Here is a 25,055-nt window from a genome sequence, read left to right as displayed (position 1 = left end):
AAAGCCAATCAACAAGGTTGGACAGAATATCGACTTAATAAAAGATCAAATTCTAAAGATTAACAAGCTATTGGATTTAAAAGATAGGCTGGATAAAGTGAATAAAAATCTATCTATTGGCATTGTTTATACAAATAAACTTACACATATTGAAGAAGTCATAGATATCCAGAATTCCCTAGAAGAAAAAAACGATTTATTGATGAAATTAATAAACCACAGAGAAAGATATGAAGGGATTGACAAAGAAAGACTAGATGTGAAAAGGAAGGTAAGTAATATAGATAAACAGATAAACGAAAACGCTGATGAATATAAAAAAATATTAACAAAAATTGAAGTGTGCCCATTATGTTTTAGTCCTATTAATAGACTAAAAATTGAAGATATCATAGATAATTATAAATAGGGAGGATAGAATATATGGATTATGAGAAGGAACTTAATATACTAAAAGACAATCTTGAAAGGGCTAAGAATTTGAAATATAAAGCAGAAGCCAGATTGGAGCAATTAAACAATCAACAGGAGGAAATCATTAAAGAACTAAATAGCCTAGGGGTAAATCCTGAGAATTTAGAAGAAGAAATTCAAAAATTAACATCGGAGATAAATGATCTATTTAACAAAGCCAATGCTTTATTACCAAGGGATATTTTAGAAAAGAAGTGATAATATGAATATCAATAATTATAGTGAATTGGATACTTATGTATCCGAAATGAAATCCTATATTTCAAAGGAGCAAGGAAAAAAAGAAAAAATATTAGAACAAATACAGCAATATATAGAATTAGTTGAACAGATTGAATCCGATATTGATCTAATAGAAAAAGTAAGTGTACTTTTACAAAGTACTTCTGAATTTGCTAGGAATCAAGCAAAACTTCAGGTGGAATCATTGGTTACAAATTGCCTACAGTATATATTTGAGAATAATGCGGAGTTTGAAATAGAAATTGAAGAATTATACGGTAAACCAAATGCAGAATTCTATGTATTAACTAAGGTGGAAGAAAGTATAATTAAAACAAAGCCAGAATTGTCGAGGGGCGGAGGCGTAGTAGATATAATATCCTTGGCATTACGGATAGCTTTCCTGCAAATATATAAACCTACAATAGAAGGGCCACTTATATTGGATGAACCAGCTAAACATGTAAGTGAAGAGTATATATTCAATGTAGCTGATTTTTTGATGAGAAGTTCAGAATTATTTAATAGACAAATTATTATGGTAACACACAATAACCATCTCTCATCCATTGGTACCAGAGCTTATAAAGTTTATATGAAGGGAACGGAGAGCCAAATAGAAGAGATAACTCCTAATTAACCCACTTGACATATTTACCAAAAAGTAATAAAATAAAATCGTACCTTGCTATACAAAAATATATGTGTAGACTCTATAGGCCGAGACTACTCGGTTTATATTTTTATCCAAGGCTTGAAAATGAAGATATGTAAAATGGAACTTGAAAACTAAATAAAATAGGAGGTGGGTCGTTATTGACTTTGTAATAATTATTATAAGTATTACTGTTGGAATTGTAGTTGGTTTTTATATTAGAAAAACCATAGGAGAGCGTAAAATAAAAAATGCTGAGGAATTAGCAATAAAGATTGTAGAAGATGCCAATCGAGAAGCTGAAACACATAAAAAAGAGGTTCTACTGGAAGCAAAAGAAGAAATTCACAAAATAAGGATTGAAAATGAAAGGGAAAATAGAGAAAGACGATCTGAGATACAAAAGTTAGAACGTCGTTTGATGCATAAAGAGGAATCTATTGATAGAAAAAGCGAATCCCTTGAAAGAAAAGAAGAAAATCTTAATAAAAAATCAAAAGAATTAGATGGAAAAGAAATTCTTATTGATGAATTGTATAATAAGCAGGTAGAAGAACTAGAAAGACTTTCAGGCTTGACCTCCGAAGATGCTAAAGAATTGTTGCTAAATGACATTAAAAAGGAAATTGCTCATGAATCCGCTATTATGATAAAAGAAATTGAAAATAGGACAAAGGAAGAAGCGGAAAAGAAAGCTAGGGAAATCATATCATGTGCAATTCAAAAATGTGCCGCTGACCATGTTGCAGAAACCACTGTAACAGTAGTAAATCTACCTAACGATGAGATGAAAGGTAGAATAATTGGTCGTGAAGGTAGAAACATTAGAACCCTTGAAACTTTGACAGGAATTGATTTAATAATAGATGATACCCCAGAGGCAGTAGTGTTATCTGGCTTCGACCCTATTAGAAGAGAGATTGCAAGAATTGCATTAGAAAAGTTAATTGTAGATGGACGAATACATCCAGCTAGAATTGAGGAAATGGTAGAAAAAGCCAAATTAGAGGTCGACAATATTATTAAGGAAGAAGGGGAACAAGCAGCCTTTGAAACAGGCATTCACGGTCTTCATCCAGAGTTAATTAAACTACTGGGTAGATTAAAATATAGAACAAGCTATGGACAAAATGTCCTTAGGCATTCTATAGAAGTATCTCATCTTGCAGGGGTTATGGCAGCTGAGTTAGGAGCTGATGTTAGAGTCGCCAAAAGAGCAGGTCTATTACATGATATAGGCAAGGCAGTAGATCACGAGGTAGAAGGTCCACATGTTGATATTGGTGTAGACTTAGCTAGAAGATATAGAGAGCCAAAGGAAGTGCTTCATGCTATAGCAGCACATCATGGAGACATAGAGCCACAAAGCGTAGAAGCTGTATTAGTACAAGCAGCTGATGCAATTTCTGCTGCAAGACCTGGTGCAAGAAGAGAAACCTTAGAAGCTTATATTAAAAGACTTGAAAAGCTTGAGGAAATTGCAAATTCCTTTGATGGTATAGAAAAATCCTATGCTATTCAAGCTGGGCGTGAATTAAGAATTATGGTAAAACCTGAGGATGTTAAGGATGATGAAATAATCCATACTGCTAGAGAGATTGTTAAGAGAATAGAATCAGAATTGGACTATCCAGGTCAAATTAAGGTTAATGTTATTAGGGAGACAAGAGCTATTGAATATGCAAAATAACATCGTTGATTTATGCCCTATAAATTCTATTAGATGGTTCTTATAAGATAATATTGCAGAAGTTTCAAATTTTATTAAAATTTTTTAAAATAAAAGAGGATTTTTGAATTATCTGTAGAATTAATAATATATACAAAATATATTAATATAAGGGGGATATTTTAATGGATGTATTAAAAGTATCAGCAAAATCAAGTCCAAATTCTGTAGCAGGAGCACTAGCTGGAGTTTTGAGGGAAAAAGGAAATGCAGAAATCCAAGCAATTGGAGCAGGTGCTTTAAATCAAGCAGTTAAAGCAGTAGCTATAGCACGAGGATTTGTTGCACCTAGTGGAATCGATCTCATTTGTATACCAGCTTTTACTGACATCGAAATCGATGGTGAAGAAAGGACAGCTATTAAGTTAATTGTAGAACCAAGATAATCTTAAGGGGGATATTTTAATGGATGTATTAAAAGTATCAGCAAAATCAAGTCCAAATTCTGTGGCAGGAGCATTAGCCGGAGTCTTAAGAGAAAGGGGCAATGCAGAACTACAAGCAATTGGAGCAGGTGCTTTAAATCAAGCAGTTAAAGCAGTAGCTATAGCGAGAGGATTTGTTGCACCTAGCGGGATGGATCTAATCTGTATACCAGCTTTTACTGACATCGAAATTGATGGGGAGGAAAGGACAGCTATTAAGTTAATTGTAGAACCAAGATAATCTTAAGGGGAAGTATAATAAAAAAACCTGTTGAATTCAACAGGTTTTTTTATATCTTGATACTATATTATATGATTGTATATAATATAGTTATGATACAATAAAAGGAGAACATAGAATATGATATTTGATTTACATGTGCACACTAATTATTCTGATGGATTACTTACTCCAAAACAAGTAATCGATTTAGCTGTATTAAAAGGCCTTGATGGTATAGCTATTACCGATCATGATACTGTAGATGGTATAAAGTCTGCAATACAATATAGTAAAACTATAGATAAAATATACATAATTCCAGGTATAGAGTTTGGTTGTATATATAAGGATGAAGAAGTTCATATATTGGGATATTTTATTGATTACAAATCATCGATAATTGAACAAGTAACCGATAGTTTGAGACAAGAAAGAATATTAAGAGGATTGAAAATCATTGATAAAGTTAATAGCCTTGGTATGAAGATAGACGTGGATGAAGTATACAAGATTGCTGAAGAGGATTATATTGGCCGACCTCATATAGCTAGAGTTCTAGTAAAACATGGATATGTTTCTAACGTTAAAGAAGCTTTTGAATTATACTTAAATAGGGGTAAACCTGCCTATATAGAAAGAAAAACATTAAGTATAGTTGAAACTATAGACCTTATCCACAAATTAGAAGGAATCGCAATATTAGCCCATCCAGGAGTTTTAAAAGATAATAGTATAATAGATTATTGTATACATATGGGCATCGATGGCATAGAAGCTATACATTCCAAACATGATTCAGATAGTGTAAAATACTTGTTAGAAGTTGCTAAACAATATGGATTAATTGTTACGGGTGGTTCAGATTGTCATGGCGAAATTATTGATGGAGATTACTTATTAGGGAAATATTATATCAACATAAATCATATCCCTATTATGAAAGGAAGGATATAGTTGAACAATTATAGAAATGAAAGGAATAGGCAATTCCCCTCAAAGATCAGCACAACCTCCTTCGTAAAATTATATATATTACATCTACTAAAAGATAGGAGCTACTATGGAAATGAAATTATCGAGGAAATCAAAAGTAGATTAAATGGCAAATGGGAGCCTAGTCCTGGGATGGTATATCCATTACTTAGAGAACTTGAAGAAGAAGGGTATGTAACTGGTTGGTGGGAAGAACCAGATAAAAGATCTATTAGACATTATCGCCTTACCGACGAAGGATATAAGCACTACAAAGTCATATTATTACAGCATAAACCTACTTTTGAGGATTCCTTGCATATCGTACAAACCGTGCTAAAAGATATATATGGAATGAAATTCTGACAAATATTTAACTTGAAAAGAAGGGAATTGAGAATTTATGTAGAAATATATAATATGGAATTTAATATTTGGATAAAAAATGAAGAATATGGAGGTATTAATATGAATTTAAACTTATCAGAAAAAGGGCTTAAAATATCCCCGTCTGTTACTCTAGAAATAACAGCAAAAGCAAAAGCTATGAAAGCTGAAGGGATAGATGTTATTGGTTTTGGAGCAGGGGAGCCAGATTTCGATACTCCTGAAAATATTAGAAGAGAAGGAATAAGGGCTATAGAAGAAGGGTTAACAAGATATACTTCCGCATCTGGTATTATTGAATTAAAAAAGGCTATTTGCAAAAAATTAAAGAGAGATAATGGACTTGATTACAATAACAACAATATTATCATATCAAGTGGAGCAAAACATTCTATCTATAATGCTTTAATGGCAATAATTAATCCAGGCGATGAAGTAATAATCGGTATTCCATATTGGGTTAGTTATCCTCAAATGATAAAAATTGCTGGTGGCGAACCAGTATACATACAGACAAAAGAGGAAAATGATTTCAAATTCACCGTTTCCGATCTAAACAGTGTGCTAACTGATAAGACAAAAGCTATAATATTAAATAGCCCTAGCAATCCAACAGGTGCTATATATGACAAGGATGAATTAAAGAAAATTGCAGATTGGGCAGTTGAAAATAACATATTTGTAATTTCTGATGAAATCTATGAGAGGTTAGTATATGATGGTGAACATATTAGTATTGCATCTTTTAATGAAGATATTAAAAGGCAAACTATAGTAATAAACGGTATGTCAAAGGCCTATGCTATGACGGGATGGAGAATTGGATACGCCGCTGCCCATGAAGATATAGTAAAAGTAATGAGTAATCTACAGAGCCACACTACTTCCAATCCATGTTCTATATCCCAATATGCTAGCGTAGTAGGACTTTTAGATGATCAAAGTAGCGTTGAAGAGATGAAAAAGCAATTTGAAGAAAGAAGAAATTATATGGCAGAGACCATAAATTCAATAGAGGGATTAAGCTGTAAAAAACCAAAAGGTGCATTTTATATTATGGTAAATATTACTCAATTAAAAGGAAAAGATATTGGAGGAGTGAAAATCAATAATTCCTTAGATTTTGCAAAAATTTTATTAGATAAGTGTAAAGTAGCAGTTATCCCTGGTATAGGCTTTGGTGATGATGACTACATAAGATTGTCTTATGCAACATCAATGGAGAATATCAAAGAAGGCTTACAACGAATAAAAGATGTTGTAGGAAATGCTTAATTAAATATTTCAACTATATGTTGGAAACTTTATTAAATCTTCCAAGCTAAGGTTGACATAATAAAATTATGTCAACCTTAGCTTGGCTTAAAACAATATTTATATTAATATATAGATAGTTGGTGAAGGTATGAAACGTTATGAAAGAAATATGGATTCTTTATCTATTGCTGATATGAATAGATTGAATCATAGTAAGGTTTGTGTTATTGGCTGTGGAGGGCTTGGTGGATATGTGGTAGAAATGTTAGGCCGGATTGGTGTCGGATACATCACCGCAATAGATGGAGATGTATTTGATGAAACCAATTTAAATCGACAGATAGTTTGTCATACCGAAAATATTTCCATGAGTAAAGCAAACGAAACCAAAAAAAGAATGAAATTAGTCAACCCTCATATACAAGTAAATGCTATTGAAACAATGATAACGGAATCTAATGTATTAACATTGATTCAAGGCCACGATGTGATTGTGGATGCACTAGATAATATCCAAACGAGATTTATAGTTAAATATGCAGCAGAAAAACTAAATATTCCTATGGTCCATGGAGCCATTGCTGGTTTTTATGGACAAGTGGCCACTATTTTACCAGGAGATGATATACTAGATTTACTTTATCCCCCAAATAGTAGGATGGGAGAGGGAGTAGAAAAAAGATTAGGCAATCCATCCTTTATACCACCCTTAATAGCTTCTATTCAAGTAGCTGAAGTAATAAAATTATTAACTCAAAGAGGAAAGCTTATAAGAAACAAGGTATTATTTATAGATTTGTTAAATAGTAGCTTTGATTTAGTGACATTTTAATATGTTAGTGCAACCGATTATAAAATAGTAATATAGTATTGCTTAACAATAACAAAAGTTTACATACATAGCTATGTATGTAAACTTTTGTTATTTGTTATAAGTAAAACCTACAATTAGGTATTATTTAGCTATATAGAAAAGCTATTTTAATAATAAATAAGTCGATGTAAATAAGCTTAAAGTTTATTAAAATATGCATAGAAACAAATATTATGTATTTTCACAAATAATTACTATTCAAAGTCTATGAAAACCCGCCACAGGCCACGTAAGCCGATATAACGGTCTTTATATTGTACGTATACCTATTGCATGCATAGGCCACATAAAGCCTTTTAGAATCCAATTTAAAAGGCAGTTTGGACCTGTAGTTCATTTCTTTATGTCAATAAGAAAAGTTGATGCAATTTAATAAACAAAGATATTGTTCATAAAATAATTATTTAATATTTAGGAGGATTTTTAGATTTTATGGCGAAGTATATCATTAGTCACAAAATAGTTATTTTGTGACTAATGATATCAAAAATAATAGAAAGAGGGATTAAATTGGACGAAATACCGATTATACTTGAAGATTATCTAAATTACATGGAGACAATTAAAGGTACCTCTCCCAATACCACAAAAGAATATTTTTATGATTTACGTACATTTTTTAGATTTATTAAAACCAGATATAAACTGGTAGGAAAGGATATACCTTTTGACGAAATAAGTATTGGCGATGTAGATATGGAACTAATAGAAAAAATAGGAATTCAAGACCTACATGCCTTCATATCCTTTACAGATAAAAAATTAGGCAATAGCAATCTTACTAAATCTAGGAAGGTAGCTAGCTTAAAATCTTTTTTTGACTACCTCCATTCTAAAGTTGATTTAATAGACAAAAATCCTGCTAGTAATTTAGAATTTCCTAAGACTGACAATAGGCATCCGGTATACCTTACTCTTGAAGAGTGCAAATTATTGCTAAATACTATACTAGAAAATAATAATGATTTTTTCAGAAAGCGTGATTATGCTATTGTTATGCTATTCCTCAACTGTGGCCTTCGTTTATCTGAACTATCTAGTATTGATTTAAATAGGATAAAGGGCGATACTTTAACAGTTGTAGGTAAGGGCAATAAAGAAAGAACTATATATCTAAATCAAGCTTGCATTGAAGCGATTAATGACTATCTATCAGTACGCCCTAATGAGGTCTTCGATAAAGAAGCTCTATTTTTAAGTAAACGAAGACGAAGGATGAGCAATAGAGCTATACAACATATGATAGATAGATATTTAGAGAAGGCAGGATTTGATACTAGTATATATTCCACCCATAAATTAAGACATACTGCAGCTACATTAATGTACAAACATGGAAATGTAGATATTAGAGCATTGCAAGAAATCCTAGGCCATGAAAATGTATCTACTACCCAGATATACACTCATATCGATGACGAAAGGCTTAGACAAGCAGTTCAAAGCAACCCATTAGGCAATATTAATCCTAAAGTTGATAAATAAAGATAGGAGATTGACTCCATTCTTCTACCTTATATATTTATTAAACAAAAGCATAAAGTTTGCATAATATAGTTATGTAAACTTTATGCTTTGAATAAGATATTATAAAATTCTATTTCCCATTCCCAATTTTATATGTATTAGTCGGTATTTTAATTACATCTCCTGGATGTATATTAACATCTTCCATTTCATTAAATTCCCTTAATTCAAACACTAACTTTCTTATATCGCAATCCTTTGGCACATATCTCTTTGCTATATCCCATAGAGTATCCCCTTTTTCCACTTTTACCTCTACGTACTTATCTTCGTATATAGAACTATAAACTTTATTACTTCCAGCGGATATAATGATTACATATATAATTATGGTTATGAAGAATGATATGAAGGTAAAAAACCTTAACTTATTAACCACCCTATATCTTCTTTTTTTTGTTTTATTATTATACATAATATCACCCCATACATTAGTTCTAAGCACATTAGTTCTAAACATCTGTTCGTCATAACCTATTGTATCGAAACATTAGTTCCTTGTCAATAGTTTTTTTAAAAAAACCGAACCCACGTTTGATTATTTTATTTTCATGTGGTATAATTAGTTAAAACCAATAGAACGCCTAGTACCAATGTGTTTATATATTCGTTGAGACTAAATATCCTATATATGTGAGGTGTTTATTATGTATGAAGATTTAACCCAGAAACAAATTGAAATCCTGCATTTTATTAAAAACCATATACAAAGACAAGGATATCCCCCTTCTGTAAGGGAGATTTGCAAAGGAGTCAGTTTAAAATCAACCTCAACTGTTCATAGGCATATGGAAATATTAGAGGATAAAGAATATATTAGAAAAGATCCAACTAAGCCTAGAGCTATTGAAGTTTTAAGTAGGGATGAAGATTCCTTATTTGCGCCGAAAAAAACGGTGGATATACCTATTATAGGTAAAGTAACTGCTGGGCAGCCTATTTTAGCCGTAGAGCATATAGAAGATACTTTCCCTGTGCCTATAGAAATTGCAGAGCGCGGCCCTCTGTTTATGTTGAAAATTCAGGGTGATAGTATGATAGATGCAGGAATATATAGCGATGATTATGTTTTAGTAAAACAACAAAATGATGCAACAAATGGAGATATTGTAGTAGCTTTAATGGAAGACGAAGCTACAGTAAAAACATTCTATAAAGAAAAAGATCATATACGTTTACAGCCTGAAAATAAAACTATGGATCCAATTTTAACTCAGGATGTAACAGTTTTAGGAAAGGTAATTGGACTTTATAGAAAAATATGATTAATACCATAATAAACAGGCTAGCCTTATAAGGCTAGCCTGTTTGTATCGATTAAATTATTATTCAATAGATTATTTAGAGATATCATAACTCCAAGTTTGCAATGTTCATAAGTTAAACCACCCTGATAGTATGCTAAGTAAGGCTCCCTCATTGGTCCATCGGAGCTTAATTCAATTGATGAACCATCTATAAAACCTCCAGCTGCCATTATTACTTCATCTTCATAACCAGGCATTTCCCAAGGTAATGGAGTTACGAAAGAATCAACCACCGATGCCATTTGTATTCCTTTACAAAACTCTACAACCCTATCTGGAGAGTTAAACTTAACAGCTTGTATAATATCACTTCTAACATCTTCAATTTCTGGTATGATTTCAAATCCTAGTTCTTTGTATACTATTCCAACTAACAAAGCGCCTTTTATAGCTTCTGCAACTATATGAGGAGCTAAGAATAATCCTTGTAATGTAGTTCTGGTAGTTCCAAAAGTCAATCCACAATCCTTTCCCAAACCGGGTGCTGTACTTCTATTTGCTACTTGTTCCACTAAGCTTGACTTTCCAACTATATATCCACCAGCTAATGCCAATCCTCCCCCAGGATTTTTAATCAAAGATCCTGCTATTATATCTGCACCTATATCGCTTGGTTCAAGTTTTTCTACAAACTCTCCATAACAATTATCAACCATAATAATAATATCTTCGTTATAATCCTTTATTCTATTAATAGCAACTTTCATTTCATCAATAGTTACCGCTCTTCTGTCGCTATATCCTGTAGACCTTTGAATCAATAATAATCTAGTAGTTTTAGAAATATTATTAATAACTTGGTCAATATCTATTTTTTCATCTTTCAATGGTATTTCCTTATATTTTATACCATAATCTAATAAAGTTCCATTGGTATCTCCTTTTACACCTATAACCCTTTGTAAAGTGTCATAAGGGCTCCCAGTTATGGATATGAACTCATCATTGGGCCTCAATAGGCCAGATAAAGTTAAAGTGATAGCATGGGTCCCTGAAACTATTGTGGGCCTTACTAAGGCATCCTCAGTGTTAAATACATAGGAATATATTTCTTCTACTTTGTCCCTACCTATATCGCCATATCCATATCCAGTAGTCCAATTAAAATCTGTTGAACTAAGTTTTGCTTTTTGCATACTATGAATGATTTTCAATTGATTGTATTCTTTTATTTTGTCTATCTCGACAAAGTTATCCCTTATTAAACCTTCCTTTGAACATACAAAGTTTATTATCTTTTTATTTATGCCATAGTGTTTACATAATATATTTATTGTATCCTTGTCCATATTCATCCACCTTTCTAACAAAAGTACAAATACAAATGTCTCTGATATTGTCAGAGACATTTGATTGTTTAATTTATCTACCTAAAGGTCTACTGTTAAATCTATATATTGACTTGGTATTATTGTAGATATTGCATGTTTATAAATTAGTTGTTGCTTCCCTTCACTATCCAATATAATAGTATAATTGTCAAACCCCTTTACCAAGCCTTTAATTTGATATCCGTTTATTAAGTAAATTGTCAGGTTTATGCTTTCCTTTCGAGCCTTATTTAGAAATATATCCTGTAAGTTAATCGTTCCCTTCATACCATACCCTCCTTTAATTATTTTGTTAATTCTTCAGACACATAATCAGCTAAAAATTCGCTAATAGACTCAATTGAATGAAATTCATTAACATCCACCCACTTTATTCTATTATCCCTTCTAAACCATGTCAATTGTCTTTTTGCAAATCTCCTAGTGTTTCTTTTAAGCATTTCTATAGCTTCATACAACTCCATAGTACCTTCTAAATAATTAATAATTTCCTTGTATCCAATTCCTTGCATAGAAGTAAGATCTTTAGTATATCCCATGTTCATCAACATTTTCACTTCTTCTATCAATCCTTCATCTAACATAATATCAACTCTACTATTAATACGGGAATAAAGCTTTGGTCTATCCATGGTAAGGCCAACCATTACTAAATTATACTCATCTGTTTCCTTTCTAAAATTCTTATTATAATAGGACATTGGCTTACCTGTTTCATGTAGTATTTCTAAAGCCCTTATTATTCTCTTCCTATCATTTACATTAATACGATTTGCAGACACAGGATCAACTTCACTTAATTTATTATGTAGATAGTTATTACCATATTTATCTGCTATATCGTTATTTTCTGTCCTAAACTTTTCATTAGGTTTAACTTCAGTAAACTGCAACTTATATACTATGGAGTTAATATATAAACCTGTTCCACCAACTATTATTGGAATATTGCCTCTATGATTTATATCTTTTATATATTCTTCAGCTTTATTCTTGAAATTAGCAACTGTAAACTCCTCATCTGGGTAAACAATATTTATCATATAATGAGGTATATAACCCATTTCTTCCTTAGTTATTTTTGCAGTTCCAATATCCATATACTTATATATTTGCATAGAATCAGCTGAAATAATCTCACCATTTAATCTTTTTGCAAGGTCAATGGAAATAGAGGTTTTCCCTACTGCAGTTGGACCCAAAAGTACTAGTAAATTTTGTTTTTCTTTCATTATATCATCCTTTTACATAATTCTTTTAAACTCTTTTTCTAAATCTTCTCTTGATATTTGAACAATCGTAGGTCGCCCATGAGGGCAAGTATAAGGATTGGTTGTTTGACTCAGCTGATCTAATAAACTATCTATTTCAACATCTATTATATTATCGCCAGCTTTAATAGCTCTGGTACAGGCAATTTTCATTATTTTATCTAGTTTTACCTCATAGCTACTACTTATATCAAGCTTTATTGCATCGACTAACTCTAAAAACAATTCCTTAGTTTGAGGCTTACCAAATAATAAAGGTACTCCCCTTATAATGATGCTGTTTGTACCAAACTCTTCTATGACAAACCCCAATCTTCGAAATAATTCAATATTATCTATTACCAAAGCAATTTCTACATTGGTCAATTCTACTATTTCAGGAGTTAGAAGGTTTTGAATAACAACCTGTTCTCTCGCATATTCCATCTTATATTTCTCGTACATAATTCTTTCATGGGCTGCATGTTGATCAATAATTAATACCTTATCAAGCTCAATATCTTCTGCTAATATATAGGTAGAAAAAAGTATACCAATAGGTCTTATTCTTTGTAATAAATTTTTTAACTCTAAATCAGTTCCTTCTTTCTTTTTGTATTTGCCTCCATTATTGATAGCATTATTGCTATACTCTAATTCCACCTCTGCCACTTTATTCTTATTATCAATATCTATATTACTTGATTGATCCTTTGGAATATCGCCTAATCTAGTTTTTGTTTTGGTTTCTTCATTTTGCATTAGAAAATTATTATCATATAAAAGAGGAAGTTCATTTTCTTCTAAACCTTTATCTTGTTTTTTCAATATCTTAGGAATAGAAAGATTTTTCTTTAGTTCAGAATCAATGACATATTCTAATGCAGCATCCAATTGATTTTGATTAATAAATTTTATCTGTTGTTTTGTAGGATGAATATTAACATCAATAAAAGATGGATCTATATCAATAAATAGTATAAATATTGGAAACTTATTAACTGGTATTATGGATCTATATCTATCTTCTATTATTTTTGATATATGATCGTTATTAATGTACCTGTTGTTTACATATAGATATTGATGACTTCTATTGCCCCTATAAAAAATGTTATTAGATATATATCCAAATATTCTAAAACTTGGTGCCCTATATTCAATTTCCAATAGATTATCAGTAAAATCTTTTCCTAGCAAAGTATATATATTTGCTAGCATATCATTGTTTTTCGAAGTTTGAAATATTATTTTATTGTCCTTAATATATTTAAAGGATACACCATAATTCCCCAAAGCTAACTTATATACTATATTACTTACATGATTAGCCTCTGATATGTTCGATTTAAGGAATTTCTCCCTTACCGGAACGTTATAAAACAAATCCCTGACGATCATAGTAGTCCCTTTAGGGCATCCTACTGGTTTTTTTTCTATTATTTTTCCTTCTTCTACAAAAGCCTGAATGCCAGGTATATCCATATGGGTCTTAGTTAAAACTTCCACCTTAGCTACTGTAGAAATACTAGCTAATGCTTCACCGCGAAATCCAAAGGACATAATCTTAAAAAGATCATCTGCATTAGATAATTTGCTAGTAGTATGACGTTGAAAGGCAAGACCTAGGTCATCTTCAAGAATTCCGTCTCCATCATCTGTAATTCTCATATAAGACTTGCCACCATCTCTTATTTCAATAGTTATGCTTGACGAATTCGCATCTAATGAATTTTCAATTAGTTCTTTTGCTATAGAGGATGGTCTTTCAATGATTTCGCCAGCAGCAATTTTTTGTATTGTCTTTTCATCTAATACTTTTATCTTGTTCATTTTATGCCTTCTCCTTAAGTCTCTTAGCTTCCTCCGTTAAATCATACAATATATTAATAGCTTCCATGGGTGTTATCTTTGATACATCAACCCTATTAATTTTATCAATAAAGTAGTCTTTTTTATAGTCAGTTATACTTAACTGTTGGTCTGACTTTATAGGTTCATCACTAATAGAAAAGCCATGACTTTGTTCAATTTGATGTAACACCTCATTAGCCCTATCTATGATTATACTATCAATACCTGCCAATTTTGCTACTTCTATGCCATAACTTTTATTAGTACTTCCTTCTACAATTTTTCTCAAAAAGATTATTTCTTCTCCTCTTTCTTCTACTAATATAGTAAGATTCTTTACTCCTTCCATTCTTTCCTCTAATTCGGTTAATTCGTGGTAATGGGTTGCAAATAAGGTCTTTGCCTTTATGTTTTTTGTAATGTATTCAACAATGGCCCAGGCAATGCTAAGACCATCATAGGTACTAGTACCCCTTCCCACTTCATCTAATATTATCAAACTTTTCTTTGTTGCATTATTAATTATATTGGATACCTCATTCATCTCTACCATAAAGGTGCTCTCCCCTTGGGATAGATTATCTGATGCACCTATCCTGGTAAATATCCTATCTACAATAGCAATGTTAGCCCCTTTTGCAGGTACAAAAGATCCTGTTTGAGCCATTAAAGAAATGATTGCTACCTGTCTCATATAGGTAGATTTACCAGCCATATTTGGTCCAGTTAAAATTTGGACTCTATGAGTGTTAGTGTCTAAATAGGTGTTGTTGGGAACGAACATCTCGTTTTCTATAGTAGTTTCTACTACTGGGTGCCTTCCTTCTACTATATGGATTATACCCTCATCATTTAATTTTGGTTTAATATAATCGTTGTTATAAGCAACTTGAGCAAAAGAATTTAAAACATCTATTTGCGAGATTAATCTACTCGTTTTTTGTATTCTGTGAGTTTCAGCCTTTACTTTTTCTCTTATATCCTGAAATATTCCATATTCAATTTCCACCATCTTATCTTCTGCACCTAGTATTTTAATTTCCATATCCTTTAATTCATCGGTAATAAACCTTTCAGAATTAGTTAAAGTTTGTTTTCTTATAAAATAATCAGGTACTAATTCTAAATTTGAATTCGTAACTTCAAAATAGTAGCCAGCTTTTTTATTAAAACCAATTCTCAAGTTTTTAATACCCGTTTTTTCTTTTTGTTCAGCCTCCATTTCAGCTATCCACCGCTTACCATCAGTACTAGCCTTTTTTAATTGATCTAACTCCCTATCATAGCCTTGCTTTATTAACCCTCCTTCTTTTACAGAAATAGGAGGATTGTCTACTATAGATTCATCGATTAAATCGTATAGATCTTTCATAGAATCAATAGCCATTCCTAGCTCTAAGAATCTTTTCTCCTTAGAGTCTAACAATCTTTTTTTCAATTCAGGTATTTTACCTATTGAGTTTTTTAAAGAGATTAAGTCTCTAGCATTACAATTTCCATAGGAAATCTTACCAATTAGGCGCTCTAAATCATATATATCCTTTAAACAACTCTTTATATTGTCCATTAAAACAATATCGTCTATAAACAATTGGACTATTTCTTGTCTTTTTTCAATCTGATCTATATCCATTAAAGGTTGTTCTAACCATTTCTTCAACAGCCTTCCGCCCATCGCGGTAGAAGTTTTATCAAGAACTCCTAACAAAGATCCTTTTTTCTCCCTACTCATGATGGTTTCATGGATTTCCAAATTAGTACGGGTATTTATATCTAATATCATATATTCTTGCGACTCGTAATAATTTATCTGTGTAATATGTTCTAGAGAGTCCTTTTGAGTACTATATAAATAATCTATTAATATACCAGTAGACATAACGGAATACATTTTTTCTTTTATTCCTATGACATCTAAACTATCTATCTTAAAGTGATCTAATATTAGTTCTGTCCAATTATTTCTAACTACAGAATCATCTTCGTAGATGTTAATATAGGGATTTATTCTATTTTCTATAAATCTAGATATCTTCCTATTGGCCATAAAGGAATAGTTTGTTATTATCTCTGAAGGAAATATTTTTCCTAACTCATCTAATACAAAAGTATAACAATTTTCTTTATTGCCAATATATTCAGTAGTATACATCTCTCCAGTAGAAGTATCTACATAAGATAAACCTACTCCTACCTCATCTAAATATATAGATGCAAGATAATTATTAGATTTTTCATCAAGCACATTTATATCAGTTATTGTACCAGGAGTTACTACTCTTATAACATCTCTTTTTACCAATCCCTTTGCTACAGATGGATCTTCTAATTGTTCACATATAGCAACTTTATATCCCTTTTCAACCAGTTTTGAGATGTATACTTCGGATACATGATGGGGTACTCCACACATAGGTGCCTTTTTATCCCCACCACAATCCCGCTGAGTTAGTGCTATTTCAAGCTCTTTCGATGCTGTAATAGCATCATCAAAAAACATCTCGTAGAAATCTCCTAATCTAAAAAACAATATAGAATCATCATAATTTTTCTTAATAGTCAAGTATTGTTTCATCATAGGTGTTAGATTATCCAAAATTATAACCTCCGTATCAAATCAATAATCCCTCTAGAGTAAAGGATTTTGCTTTTATTATTTTTACATTAACTAATTGTCCTATTAAATCCTTTTCACCTTTAAAGTGGATTAGCTTACCCGTTCTAGTCCGTCCAGTTAGGACACTAGGATCATTTTTACTAATATCTTCCACCAGCACTTCAACAGTTTTATCCATATATTCAAGATTATTCTCATAAAATATGGGATATAAAGTATCTAGCAGCCTCTGAAATCTTTCATGTTTTATGTCATCAGGAATTTGATTTTCCATATTGGCAGCAATTGTTCCTTCTCTTACTGAATATAAAAAAGTAAAAGCCGAATCATACCTAACCTTTTCAACCAAATCTAATGTCTCATTAAAATCCTCTTCGGTTTCTCCTGGAAAGCCTACTATAATGTCTGTGGATATAGCAATATTGGGAATTGCTTTCTTTATCTTATCTATTAGCAACAAATAATTTTCTTTAGTATATTTTCTATTCATTGCCTTTAAGACTGCATTACTTCCAGATTGCACTGGCAAATGCAAATGTTCACATACCTTATCTAATTTTGTCATAGCTTCAATTAACTCTTCAGACAAATCCTTAGGATGGGATGTCATAAATCTTATTCTCTCTATACCTTCGATTTTATTTATTTGTTCTAACAGTTTAGCAAAAGAGTAATTTTTATCTAAAGTTTTCCCATAGGAATTAACGTTTTGACCTAATAAAGTAACTTCTTTATACCCACTTCTTGCTAAGTTTTCAACTTCTTTTATTATATTTTCAGGCTCCCTGCTTTTCTCTCTACCCCTCGTATAGGGTACTATGCAATAGGTACAGAAATTATTACATCCATACATAATATTGACAAAAGCTTTATAGGGATAGATGCGATTAGCTTCAATGCCCTCAACAATCTCTCTGCTATCCTCTACTATATCAACTACAGTATTACCCGTTTGCTCATATCTATTAATAAGTTGTGGTAGTTTGTGAATATTATTTGTTCCAAATATTATATCTACATGTTTATGCTTAGATAATATCACCTTTCTAACATCTTCTCTTTGCATCATACAACCACAAACTCCAATTATTAGTTCTGGCTTTTCTCTTTTTAGACCTTTCAATGAACCTAATTGTCCATATACTCTTAATTCTGCATTTTCCCTTACAAGACAAGTATTATATATAATAAAATCACTTTCTTCTTTATTATCTGTCCAGGTATACCCCATGTTTTCCAATATCCAAGATATTTTTTCTGAATCATGTTCATTCATTTGACAACCATAGGTTATTATGGTATATTTTTTATTTTTCATCTGCTATTCCTCCTAAAAAACTAATTATCATTATTATAACAAATATCTTAAAAAAAAGAACCTCCCATATCATCAATATATTATTTACTAAACTATGAGGAATATAAAATTTTCAATGGTTAAGTCTACCACTTATAGTATTATTATGGTATCATATACTATGAGTATATCATATAATTTAGTAGCTTTAATAACCTATCTATTTCAAAAGGAGGTCATCATATGAAGTTTTCCCAAAGAATTATGGGTATGCAAGAATCGCCTATCAGAAAATTGGTTCCCATTGCAGATGAAGCAAAAAAACAAGGCAAAAAAGTATACCATTTAAACATTGGACAACCAGATATTAAAACTCCAGAAGAATTTTTTGACCCAATAAAAAGTTTCGACGAAGATGTATTAGCCTACGCCCATTCCCAAGGCATTGCAGAACTAATTGACAGTCTTGTCAAATACTATGAAAAGCACCAAATTCAATTTGACAAAGATGAAATAATCGTTACCAATGGTGGTAGTGAAGCTCTTATCTTCGCAATGATAGCAACCTGTGACCACGGTGAGGAAGTACTTATCCCAGAACCTTTTTATACCAATTATAATGGATTCAGCAGCATGGCAGGGGTAAATGTTGTGCCAATTACCACTAAGGCGGAAAACGGTTTCCACCTACCTGAAAAGGATGCAATAACTAAATTGATTACTCCAAAAACTAAGGCCATACTAATTGCAAACCCTGGTAATCCAACAGGCACAGTTTATACAAAAGAAGAAATATATATGCTAAGGGATATAGCTAAAGAACATAATCTTTATATTATAGCTGATGAAGTATATAGGGAGTTCGTTTATGATGGTTTAGAATTTATTAGTTTTGCCCACCTAGATGATATTTCGGATAGAGTGATTCTTACAGATAGCATCTCCAAAAGATATAGCGCTTGTGGTGCTAGAATAGGTTGTATCGCATCAAAAAATAAAGATTTAATTAGACAGGTGATGAAATTAGCTCAAGGAAGACTTTGTGTAGCTACTATAGAACAAATTGGTGCAGCAAATCTAATAAATGTTCCTCATAGCTATATGGAGGAAGCTAAAGCTGAATATCGTAGACGAAGAGATGTAGTATACAGTGCACTTCAAAATATGGATGGAGTACTTTGTGAGAAACCACAGGGCGCTTTTTATGTAATTGCCAAGTTACCGATTAAAGATGCTGAGGATTTTGTTGTATGGATGTTGAGAGAATTCGATATAAATAATGAAACTGTTATGATGGCACCTGCAGCAGGCTTTTATGCTACGGAAGGTTTAGGAAAAGATGAAGTTAGAATATCATACTGCATTAATGCTAACGATTTAGAAAAAGCTATGAATATATTAAATGAAGGGTTAAAGGTTTATCCTAATAAAAAATAATGTATCTTAATTTCAATAATAATAGCCTATTGGTCTGATCAATAGGCTATTATTATTGAATATAAAACACATATATACATAATCAATCTTCCTGAATAAGTACGTTTTCGTAGAGTTCACATTTTTCATAACTGCATAAACCTTGTACATTATTTATACACGTTATGGCACCGCATCTCTTAAATTTATACTTATCTTTACCTTTAATAGTACCAATGGCTTTTTTCATAATCATCTACCCCTTATTATTTACTTAATTTAATTATACATCTAAAGTGAGATAATTGCAAGTCGATTATCTATTTATTGCAGTTCATTAAAATAATCGCTTGTTATTGAGTGGATAGATGCAATTATTGCAATGTAAGGTTTAATAAATTTCATTTATTGCCTTTGAATATCTTTTGAAAAAAGCTCTTATTATCTTCAATTCTCTTAATCTTTTCTCTCAAATCTGCTACCTCATAAGATTTTTCCTTTACCTTCATTTTTAGTTTTGCATTTTCACAAATGAGCACATCTCTTTCCTTACTATTTAATTCATTTCTCAAACTCATTATTTCATCTTTTAACTCCTCAATTTTCTCAACATTATGCTCAGTATTATTATTAAGAATTCTCGTTAAATCATCAAAAAATTCCATATAAAGATTTAAACTAATATCCTTAGCTAATTGGACCGAGTCTATTTTATCCCTAGAATTAATAGCTGTTAATGCCATCTCTTCACTAGAATTTATTAATAACTCTGGTGAATTCATAATTAACTTGATTTGTTTGTTACTAAAACCTTGATCTTGAAGGGATTTGATATACTGAAATATTTCAATCTCCTTATACGTATAATACCTATGATTTGATTCATTTCTTGGAATTTCTAATTCAAATTCTTTTTCATAATATCTAAGCACATGAGGAGGATAGTTAGTAATTTCAGCTACTTCCGATATACTATAATGTTTATCCACTTCTAACATAATATTACCCCCTTTTGAACGCTCTAATATTAGTATTCTTTAATATTTCTAAAATTCCTCTATAAAATATAAGTTATTATTTAACAAATATTGATATAATATATCAAGGATTATCATATACAAAGTATTATCAACTTAATAAACCAAAAAAGGACCGAAATATTTCAGTCCTTTTTTATTTATATATCAATATGGCTTTCTAATAATTTAATCAATAACTTTATTGAATTTAAAATATCGTTTTTCGATGCCATTTCTGATGTTGAATGAACATATCTGGTTGGTATGGATATGGCACCAGTAGGTACACCTTCCTTAGTTAAATGGATAGCTCCCGAATCTGTACCACCATATTCTAGTACCTCTAGTTGATAAGGTATACGGTTTTGTTTGGCAATATGGATCATGTGTTGGCGTAATTTTGGATGGGTTAATATGGAATTATCTTTAACTTTTATAGCAGTACCCCGATTTAATTCAACAGCAAAGGTTTTAGCCTTTGGTGTATCCCCACTACCAGTAACATCTAAAGATATCCCAATGTCAGGTTCAATTTTGTAAGCTGAAGTCTTTGCCCCTCTTAATCCAACTTCTTCTTGAACTGTGAATACAAAGTACAAATCGTTCTCTGGATGTTCTATTCTTTTTATAGTTTCTATGGCAACATAGCAGCCTACTCTATCATCTAAATATCTAGTAAATACAACATTGTCGTTTTCAGCAAATTCGGATTTATATATGCATATATCACCTATATTAACTAATTTTTTTGCTCCTTTCTGATCATTTGCCCCTATATCAATGAACATATTGGATAACTTTAGTTTAGAAATATCTTCAACCGGCTCTGCAGAAACTATCCCTATAGTACCATTTTCAAAAATTACTTGTTGGCTTAGTATCACAAAAGGAGATATACCTCCAATATTAGTAAATCTCAAGAAACCTTTATCATCAATATCCGTGACCATCAGTCCAATTTGGTCCATATGAGCTGCTACCATTACTTTTTTCCCTTTGCCCTTTTTTCTAGCAATTAGATTACCGAGATTGTCGACTATTATCTCATCAACATAGTCCTTTATATGTTCTTCGATAAATTTTCTAATGCTATTTTCATTTCCTGAAGGGCCATAGGTACTAGCTAGTTCTTTCATCAGTTGACTATCAAATTTCATATTATAATTCCCCCTTTTCATATTCAAATAGAATCGCTTTTAATAATTTATAAGTATTTTTATAATCCTCTTTACTCATAACTGAGGTTGGAGAATGAATGTTTCTACAGGGTACAGAAATGGTTGAAGTAATAGAGCCCTCTTTTGAAGTGTGTATTTTTCCTGAATCATTGCCTCCCATGGATGATTTTCTAAATTGATAGGGAATGTTATTGTTTTCAGCTATTTCAGTCAGCTTTTTCCTAAATTCAATATCGAATAAAGTTGTACGATCTATTAAGGAAATAGCAGGTCCTTTATTTAAATGAGTTGGTATTAGATGGCTATCGAGCTTAGGTATATCATAACATAATGTTCCCTCTAAAATTATACTTAAATCCGGCTCTACCGCAAATGCAGCAGGACCAGCACCTACCAGTCCTACTTCCTCCATAACAGTAAATACAGCATAGAAGTTAATATCCCTTATTTCTTTTACTAGGTCTATCAATAAACTGCATCCTACTCTATTGTCTAAAGCTTTTGCTTTAACAAGGTTGTCACCAAACTCTATATATTGACTATCAAACGCTACATAATCTCCTATAGAAACTAGTTTCTCCGCTTCAGCCTTGCTATTTACACCTATATCTATGTATAACTGTTCAATTTCCAATGCTTTTTGCCATTCTTCTCTTTTCTGTAAGTGAATAGGTTTAGCTCCTATGACCCCTAATACCTTATCTTTTCCTACTAATACAGGTTTAGATACCAATATTCTTTTATCAATTCCACCTACAGTAGTAAACTTTAATAAACCGGTATCATCTATATCAATTATCATTAACCCTACTTCATCCATATGAGCAGTAATCATTAGTTTTTTTGGATTATCTTTGCCTTTTTTATAAGCAATAATATTGCCTAATCTGTCAACTTTTACATCATCAACAAAATCCTTTATTTCACCTAATATTATATCTCTTACTTCTTTTTCATTTCCCGATACACCAGAAGCCTCTGTTAACCTCTTTAATAACATAATAACCCCTCCAAATTTTCATTTGAAATAGTTCCAATAAAGAATGCTAGTAATTTGGCAGTATTTTTGATATCTGCCATATCTATGAGCTCTACCGAAGTATGCATATACCTTAATGGTATAGATAGGCAAAGGGTTGGTATGCCTTGCCTTGTAATTTGTATTGCCCTTCCATCGGTTCCAGTTGGCCCTGGCGTTATCTCGTATTGGAATGGGATATTATATTCTTCAGCAATATCCACCAATCTTTTTCTTAATCCCGGATGTATATTTCCTCCCATCGTTATTCCTGGCCCTTTTCCCATCTCCAAAGTATCAGCTTTAGATAATTCAGGTGTTGAGCCAAATCCTACATCTATCGCTATACCTATGTCAGGATTAATTCTATAAGTGCTAGTAAAGGCCCCTCGAAAGCCTACTTCTTCCTGCACAGTAGACACAAAATAAACATCTACTTCATGTTGTATTTTTGTTAATTCTTTAATACATTCATACATAGCGGCAACTCCAGCCTTATCGTCTAAAGCCCTTGCTGTCAATCTATTTCCCTGTAAAATGTTTAGTTGCCTCTTAATGGTAATTGTATCTCCTATACTTATAACATCTATCAATTGTTCTTTCGAAAACCCAACATCTATTATCATATCTTCTATCTTAATAGCTTTGTTGATCTCCTGCGACTCTTGTAGATGAGGAGGCTTTGAGCCGATTACTCCGAATAAGTCTTCTTTTCCATGGACTATTACCTCTTGACCTAAGATGGTTCTAGGATCTATACCACCAATAGTGGTAAACTTTATAAACCCATTATCCTCAATGTGCTTTACCATAAGTCCAATCTCGTCCATATGGGCTGCTAACATTATCTTGATATTGCCTATATTGTTATGCCCTTTTTTCAAGGCTATAATATTGCCTAAACTATCCACTTTGATATCATTAGAATGATTTTCAAAAGCCGATACAATAGTTTCCTCTAATCTAGATTCATGTCCAGAAACACTGTCGGTATTGCACAATACTTCTAAAAAAGCTTTGGTATCCAATACAATCCCCCCTCGTTTTTTTACCATATATTGTTTTTAGAAAAACTATAAAAATCCTCTAATTAATTTTTTTATAAAAAAATGTTTTGATTGACCTAAAATTATACCTCTCTGGTAGTATTATTTGTTCTGTGCTACCGACAAACAATACTCCATCCTCACTTAAACTATTGTGAAACTTGTCGTATAGTAATTTCTTAGCCTCATCTGTAAAATATATCATCACATTTCTACAAGTTATCAAATCCATATCAGTTGGAAAAGGATCTTTTAATAAATCCATTTTGTTAAAACAAACCTGATCTTTTATACTTTGCTTTATTTTATAAGAGCTTCCTATTTTGTCAAAATAGTTTATTATAAACTGTTTAGGTAAATTAACCAATGCCTTATCGCTATATATACCTAATTTAGCTTTCTCAATTGCACCATCATCAATATCTGTAGCTAATATTTTAATATCTTCAATATCATAAAATTTGCTTAATAACATAACTAAAGAATAGGGTTCTTCACCAGTAGAACAGGCAGAGCTCCATACTTTTAAAGGCTTAGTAGGAGTATTTATTAATTTGGGTAATATTTCCTTTTCTAGCACTTGCCATTGAGATGGATTTCTATAGAATTCAGACACATTTATGGTTAAATAGTTAATAAACTGCTCGAGCATTACCTGGTCAGATTTCAAAGCTAAGAAATAGTCACCAAAATCGTTAAAACCATTTCTATTCATTAAAGAGGTAATCCTTCTTTTCATCTGTTTTTCTTTATAATAGTTTAGATCTATATTTGTCAATCTATTAATATTCTTTTTAAAAACTTCATACTTACCCATATAAGCCCCCTACAGTTATTAAAATGTATCTTTAATATTATGAAAATTTCTGTGGTATACCACAGAAATAATTTAAAGGGTTTTGATGTATCAAATTAGATTGCATTACATCAGTTATCCAATTGAATAGTCTCTCAATATACATCAAAACCCTTACATT

The 25,055-nt window shown here is 31.5% G+C and carries 26 protein-coding genes; 13 read left to right on the top strand and 13 right to left on the bottom strand.

Annotated features, from left to right (window positions below):
* The 11 genes from C3E88_RS01740 to C3E88_RS01690 form a co-directional block, all read left to right on the top strand.
* The coding region (locus C3E88_RS01740) for a hypothetical protein (RefSeq protein WP_236908318.1) at positions 1 to 409 on the top strand (409 nt) is incomplete at its 5' end.
* 14 nt (positions 410 to 423) lie between these two features.
* Entirely contained in the window at positions 424 to 672 is a 249-nt protein-coding gene (locus C3E88_RS01735) for a hypothetical protein (protein WP_236908317.1), read from the top strand.
* Positions 673 to 676: 4 nt separating this feature from the next.
* Positions 677 to 1,336, top strand: coding sequence for an ATPase (locus C3E88_RS01730; RefSeq protein WP_236908316.1), 660 nt, complete (start codon positions 677 to 679; stop codon positions 1,334 to 1,336).
* 190 nt (positions 1,337 to 1,526) lie between these two features.
* Positions 1,527 to 3,041 (top strand): ribonuclease Y, encoded by a 1,515-nt coding sequence (gene rny, locus C3E88_RS01725; RefSeq protein WP_442870626.1) that lies wholly within the window; start codon positions 1,527 to 1,529, stop codon positions 3,039 to 3,041.
* A 164-nt stretch (positions 3,042 to 3,205) separates the two neighbouring features.
* On the top strand, positions 3,206 to 3,466 hold the full coding sequence (locus C3E88_RS01720) for a stage V sporulation protein S (protein WP_005582731.1): 261 nt from the start codon (positions 3,206 to 3,208) through the stop codon (positions 3,464 to 3,466).
* 19 nt (positions 3,467 to 3,485) lie between these two features.
* The gene (locus C3E88_RS01715; protein WP_236908315.1) at positions 3,486 to 3,746 is read left to right on the top strand and encodes a stage V sporulation protein S; all 261 of its coding nucleotides are present in this window, start codon (positions 3,486 to 3,488) and stop codon (positions 3,744 to 3,746) included.
* 120 nt (positions 3,747 to 3,866) lie between these two features.
* Positions 3,867 to 4,682: a PHP domain-containing protein gene (locus C3E88_RS01710; protein ID WP_236908314.1), complete on the top strand. Its 816-nt coding sequence runs from the start codon at positions 3,867 to 3,869 to the stop codon at positions 4,680 to 4,682.
* On the top strand, positions 4,683 to 5,066 hold the full coding sequence (locus C3E88_RS01705) for a helix-turn-helix transcriptional regulator (protein WP_236908313.1): 384 nt from the start codon (positions 4,683 to 4,685) through the stop codon (positions 5,064 to 5,066).
* A 102-nt stretch (positions 5,067 to 5,168) separates the two neighbouring features.
* On the top strand, positions 5,169 to 6,362 hold the full coding sequence (locus C3E88_RS01700) for a pyridoxal phosphate-dependent aminotransferase (protein ID WP_236908321.1): 1,194 nt from the start codon (positions 5,169 to 5,171) through the stop codon (positions 6,360 to 6,362).
* Between the two features lie 130 nt (positions 6,363 to 6,492).
* A complete protein-coding gene (locus tag C3E88_RS01695) occupies positions 6,493 to 7,176 on the top strand; it encodes a HesA/MoeB/ThiF family protein (protein WP_236908312.1) in 684 nt (227 codons plus the stop codon).
* Positions 7,177 to 7,695: 519 nt separating this feature from the next.
* Positions 7,696 to 8,703 (top strand): tyrosine recombinase XerC, encoded by a 1,008-nt coding sequence (locus tag C3E88_RS01690; protein WP_236908311.1) that lies wholly within the window; start codon positions 7,696 to 7,698, stop codon positions 8,701 to 8,703.
* Between the two features lie 112 nt (positions 8,704 to 8,815).
* Here C3E88_RS01690 and yneA read toward each other — a convergent pair whose 3' ends face one another.
* Entirely contained in the window at positions 8,816 to 9,160 is a 345-nt protein-coding gene (gene yneA / locus C3E88_RS01685; RefSeq protein ID WP_236908310.1) for a cell division suppressor protein YneA, read from the bottom strand.
* 232 nt (positions 9,161 to 9,392) lie between these two features.
* Here yneA and lexA point away from each other — a divergent pair, with 232 nt between their 5' ends.
* Positions 9,393 to 10,010 (top strand): transcriptional repressor LexA, encoded by a 618-nt coding sequence (lexA, locus tag C3E88_RS01680; protein ID WP_236908309.1) that lies wholly within the window; start codon positions 9,393 to 9,395, stop codon positions 10,008 to 10,010.
* Between the two features lie 26 nt (positions 10,011 to 10,036).
* Here lexA and C3E88_RS01675 read toward each other — a convergent pair whose 3' ends face one another.
* The 6 genes from C3E88_RS01675 to miaB all read right to left on the bottom strand — a co-directional run bounded on the left by C3E88_RS01675 (position 10,037) and on the right by miaB (position 18,422).
* A complete protein-coding gene (locus C3E88_RS01675) occupies positions 10,037 to 11,341 on the bottom strand; it encodes a methionine gamma-lyase family protein (protein WP_236908308.1) in 1,305 nt (434 codons plus the stop codon).
* Between the two features lie 81 nt (positions 11,342 to 11,422).
* Entirely contained in the window at positions 11,423 to 11,650 is a 228-nt protein-coding gene (gene hfq / locus C3E88_RS01670; RefSeq protein ID WP_236908307.1) for an RNA chaperone Hfq, read from the bottom strand.
* A gap of 17 nt (positions 11,651 to 11,667) precedes the next feature.
* Complete coding sequence (gene miaA / locus C3E88_RS01665) at positions 11,668 to 12,615, bottom strand: tRNA (adenosine(37)-N6)-dimethylallyltransferase MiaA (protein WP_236908306.1); 948 nt, start codon at positions 12,613 to 12,615, stop codon at positions 11,668 to 11,670.
* A 12-nt stretch (positions 12,616 to 12,627) separates the two neighbouring features.
* The gene (gene mutL, locus C3E88_RS01660; protein ID WP_236908305.1) at positions 12,628 to 14,466 is read right to left on the bottom strand and encodes a DNA mismatch repair endonuclease MutL; all 1,839 of its coding nucleotides are present in this window, start codon (positions 14,464 to 14,466) and stop codon (positions 12,628 to 12,630) included.
* Between the two features lies 1 nt (position 14,467).
* Positions 14,468 to 17,083, bottom strand: coding sequence for a DNA mismatch repair protein MutS (gene mutS, locus C3E88_RS01655; protein ID WP_236908304.1), 2,616 nt, complete (start codon positions 17,081 to 17,083; stop codon positions 14,468 to 14,470).
* 16 nt (positions 17,084 to 17,099) lie between these two features.
* Positions 17,100 to 18,422 (bottom strand): tRNA (N6-isopentenyl adenosine(37)-C2)-methylthiotransferase MiaB, encoded by a 1,323-nt coding sequence (miaB, locus tag C3E88_RS01650; RefSeq protein ID WP_236908303.1) that lies wholly within the window; start codon positions 18,420 to 18,422, stop codon positions 17,100 to 17,102.
* Between the two features lie 222 nt (positions 18,423 to 18,644).
* Here miaB and C3E88_RS01645 point away from each other — a divergent pair, with 222 nt between their 5' ends.
* The gene (locus tag C3E88_RS01645) at positions 18,645 to 19,838 is read left to right on the top strand and encodes a pyridoxal phosphate-dependent aminotransferase (protein WP_236908302.1); all 1,194 of its coding nucleotides are present in this window, start codon (positions 18,645 to 18,647) and stop codon (positions 19,836 to 19,838) included.
* 82 nt (positions 19,839 to 19,920) lie between these two features.
* Here the strand turns inward: C3E88_RS01645 and C3E88_RS01640 are convergent, their stop codons facing one another.
* From C3E88_RS01640 to C3E88_RS01615, 6 genes are all read right to left on the bottom strand, one after another.
* Positions 19,921 to 20,067: a hypothetical protein gene (locus tag C3E88_RS01640; protein ID WP_236908301.1), complete on the bottom strand. Its 147-nt coding sequence runs from the start codon at positions 20,065 to 20,067 to the stop codon at positions 19,921 to 19,923.
* Between the two features lie 151 nt (positions 20,068 to 20,218).
* Entirely contained in the window at positions 20,219 to 20,815 is a 597-nt protein-coding gene (locus tag C3E88_RS01635; protein WP_236908300.1) for a MerR family transcriptional regulator, read from the bottom strand.
* A 179-nt stretch (positions 20,816 to 20,994) separates the two neighbouring features.
* The gene (locus tag C3E88_RS01630) at positions 20,995 to 21,993 is read right to left on the bottom strand and encodes a M42 family metallopeptidase (protein WP_236908299.1); all 999 of its coding nucleotides are present in this window, start codon (positions 21,991 to 21,993) and stop codon (positions 20,995 to 20,997) included.
* A gap of 1 nt (position 21,994) precedes the next feature.
* Positions 21,995 to 23,014 carry a M42 family metallopeptidase gene (locus tag C3E88_RS01625; RefSeq protein ID WP_236908298.1) on the bottom strand — a complete coding sequence of 340 codons (1,020 nt, stop codon included), beginning with the start codon at positions 23,012 to 23,014 and terminating at the stop codon, positions 21,995 to 21,997.
* The gene (locus C3E88_RS01620) at positions 23,005 to 24,060 is read right to left on the bottom strand and encodes a M42 family metallopeptidase (protein ID WP_236908297.1); all 1,056 of its coding nucleotides are present in this window, start codon (positions 24,058 to 24,060) and stop codon (positions 23,005 to 23,007) included. Before C3E88_RS01620 ends, C3E88_RS01625 begins: the two co-directional genes overlap by 10 nt.
* A gap of 58 nt (positions 24,061 to 24,118) precedes the next feature.
* Positions 24,119 to 24,895 (bottom strand): CheR family methyltransferase, encoded by a 777-nt coding sequence (locus C3E88_RS01615; RefSeq protein ID WP_236908296.1) that lies wholly within the window; start codon positions 24,893 to 24,895, stop codon positions 24,119 to 24,121.
* Positions 24,896 to 25,055: the final 160 nt, after the last annotated feature.

The organism is Clostridium sp. Cult3, assembly GCF_021655115.1.
Taxonomy (GTDB): Bacteria; Bacillota; Clostridia; order Tissierellales; family Tepidimicrobiaceae; genus PPXY01.
The sequence above is the reverse complement of the archived record's forward strand: the minus strand, read 5'-3'. Positions and strand labels throughout refer to the sequence as shown.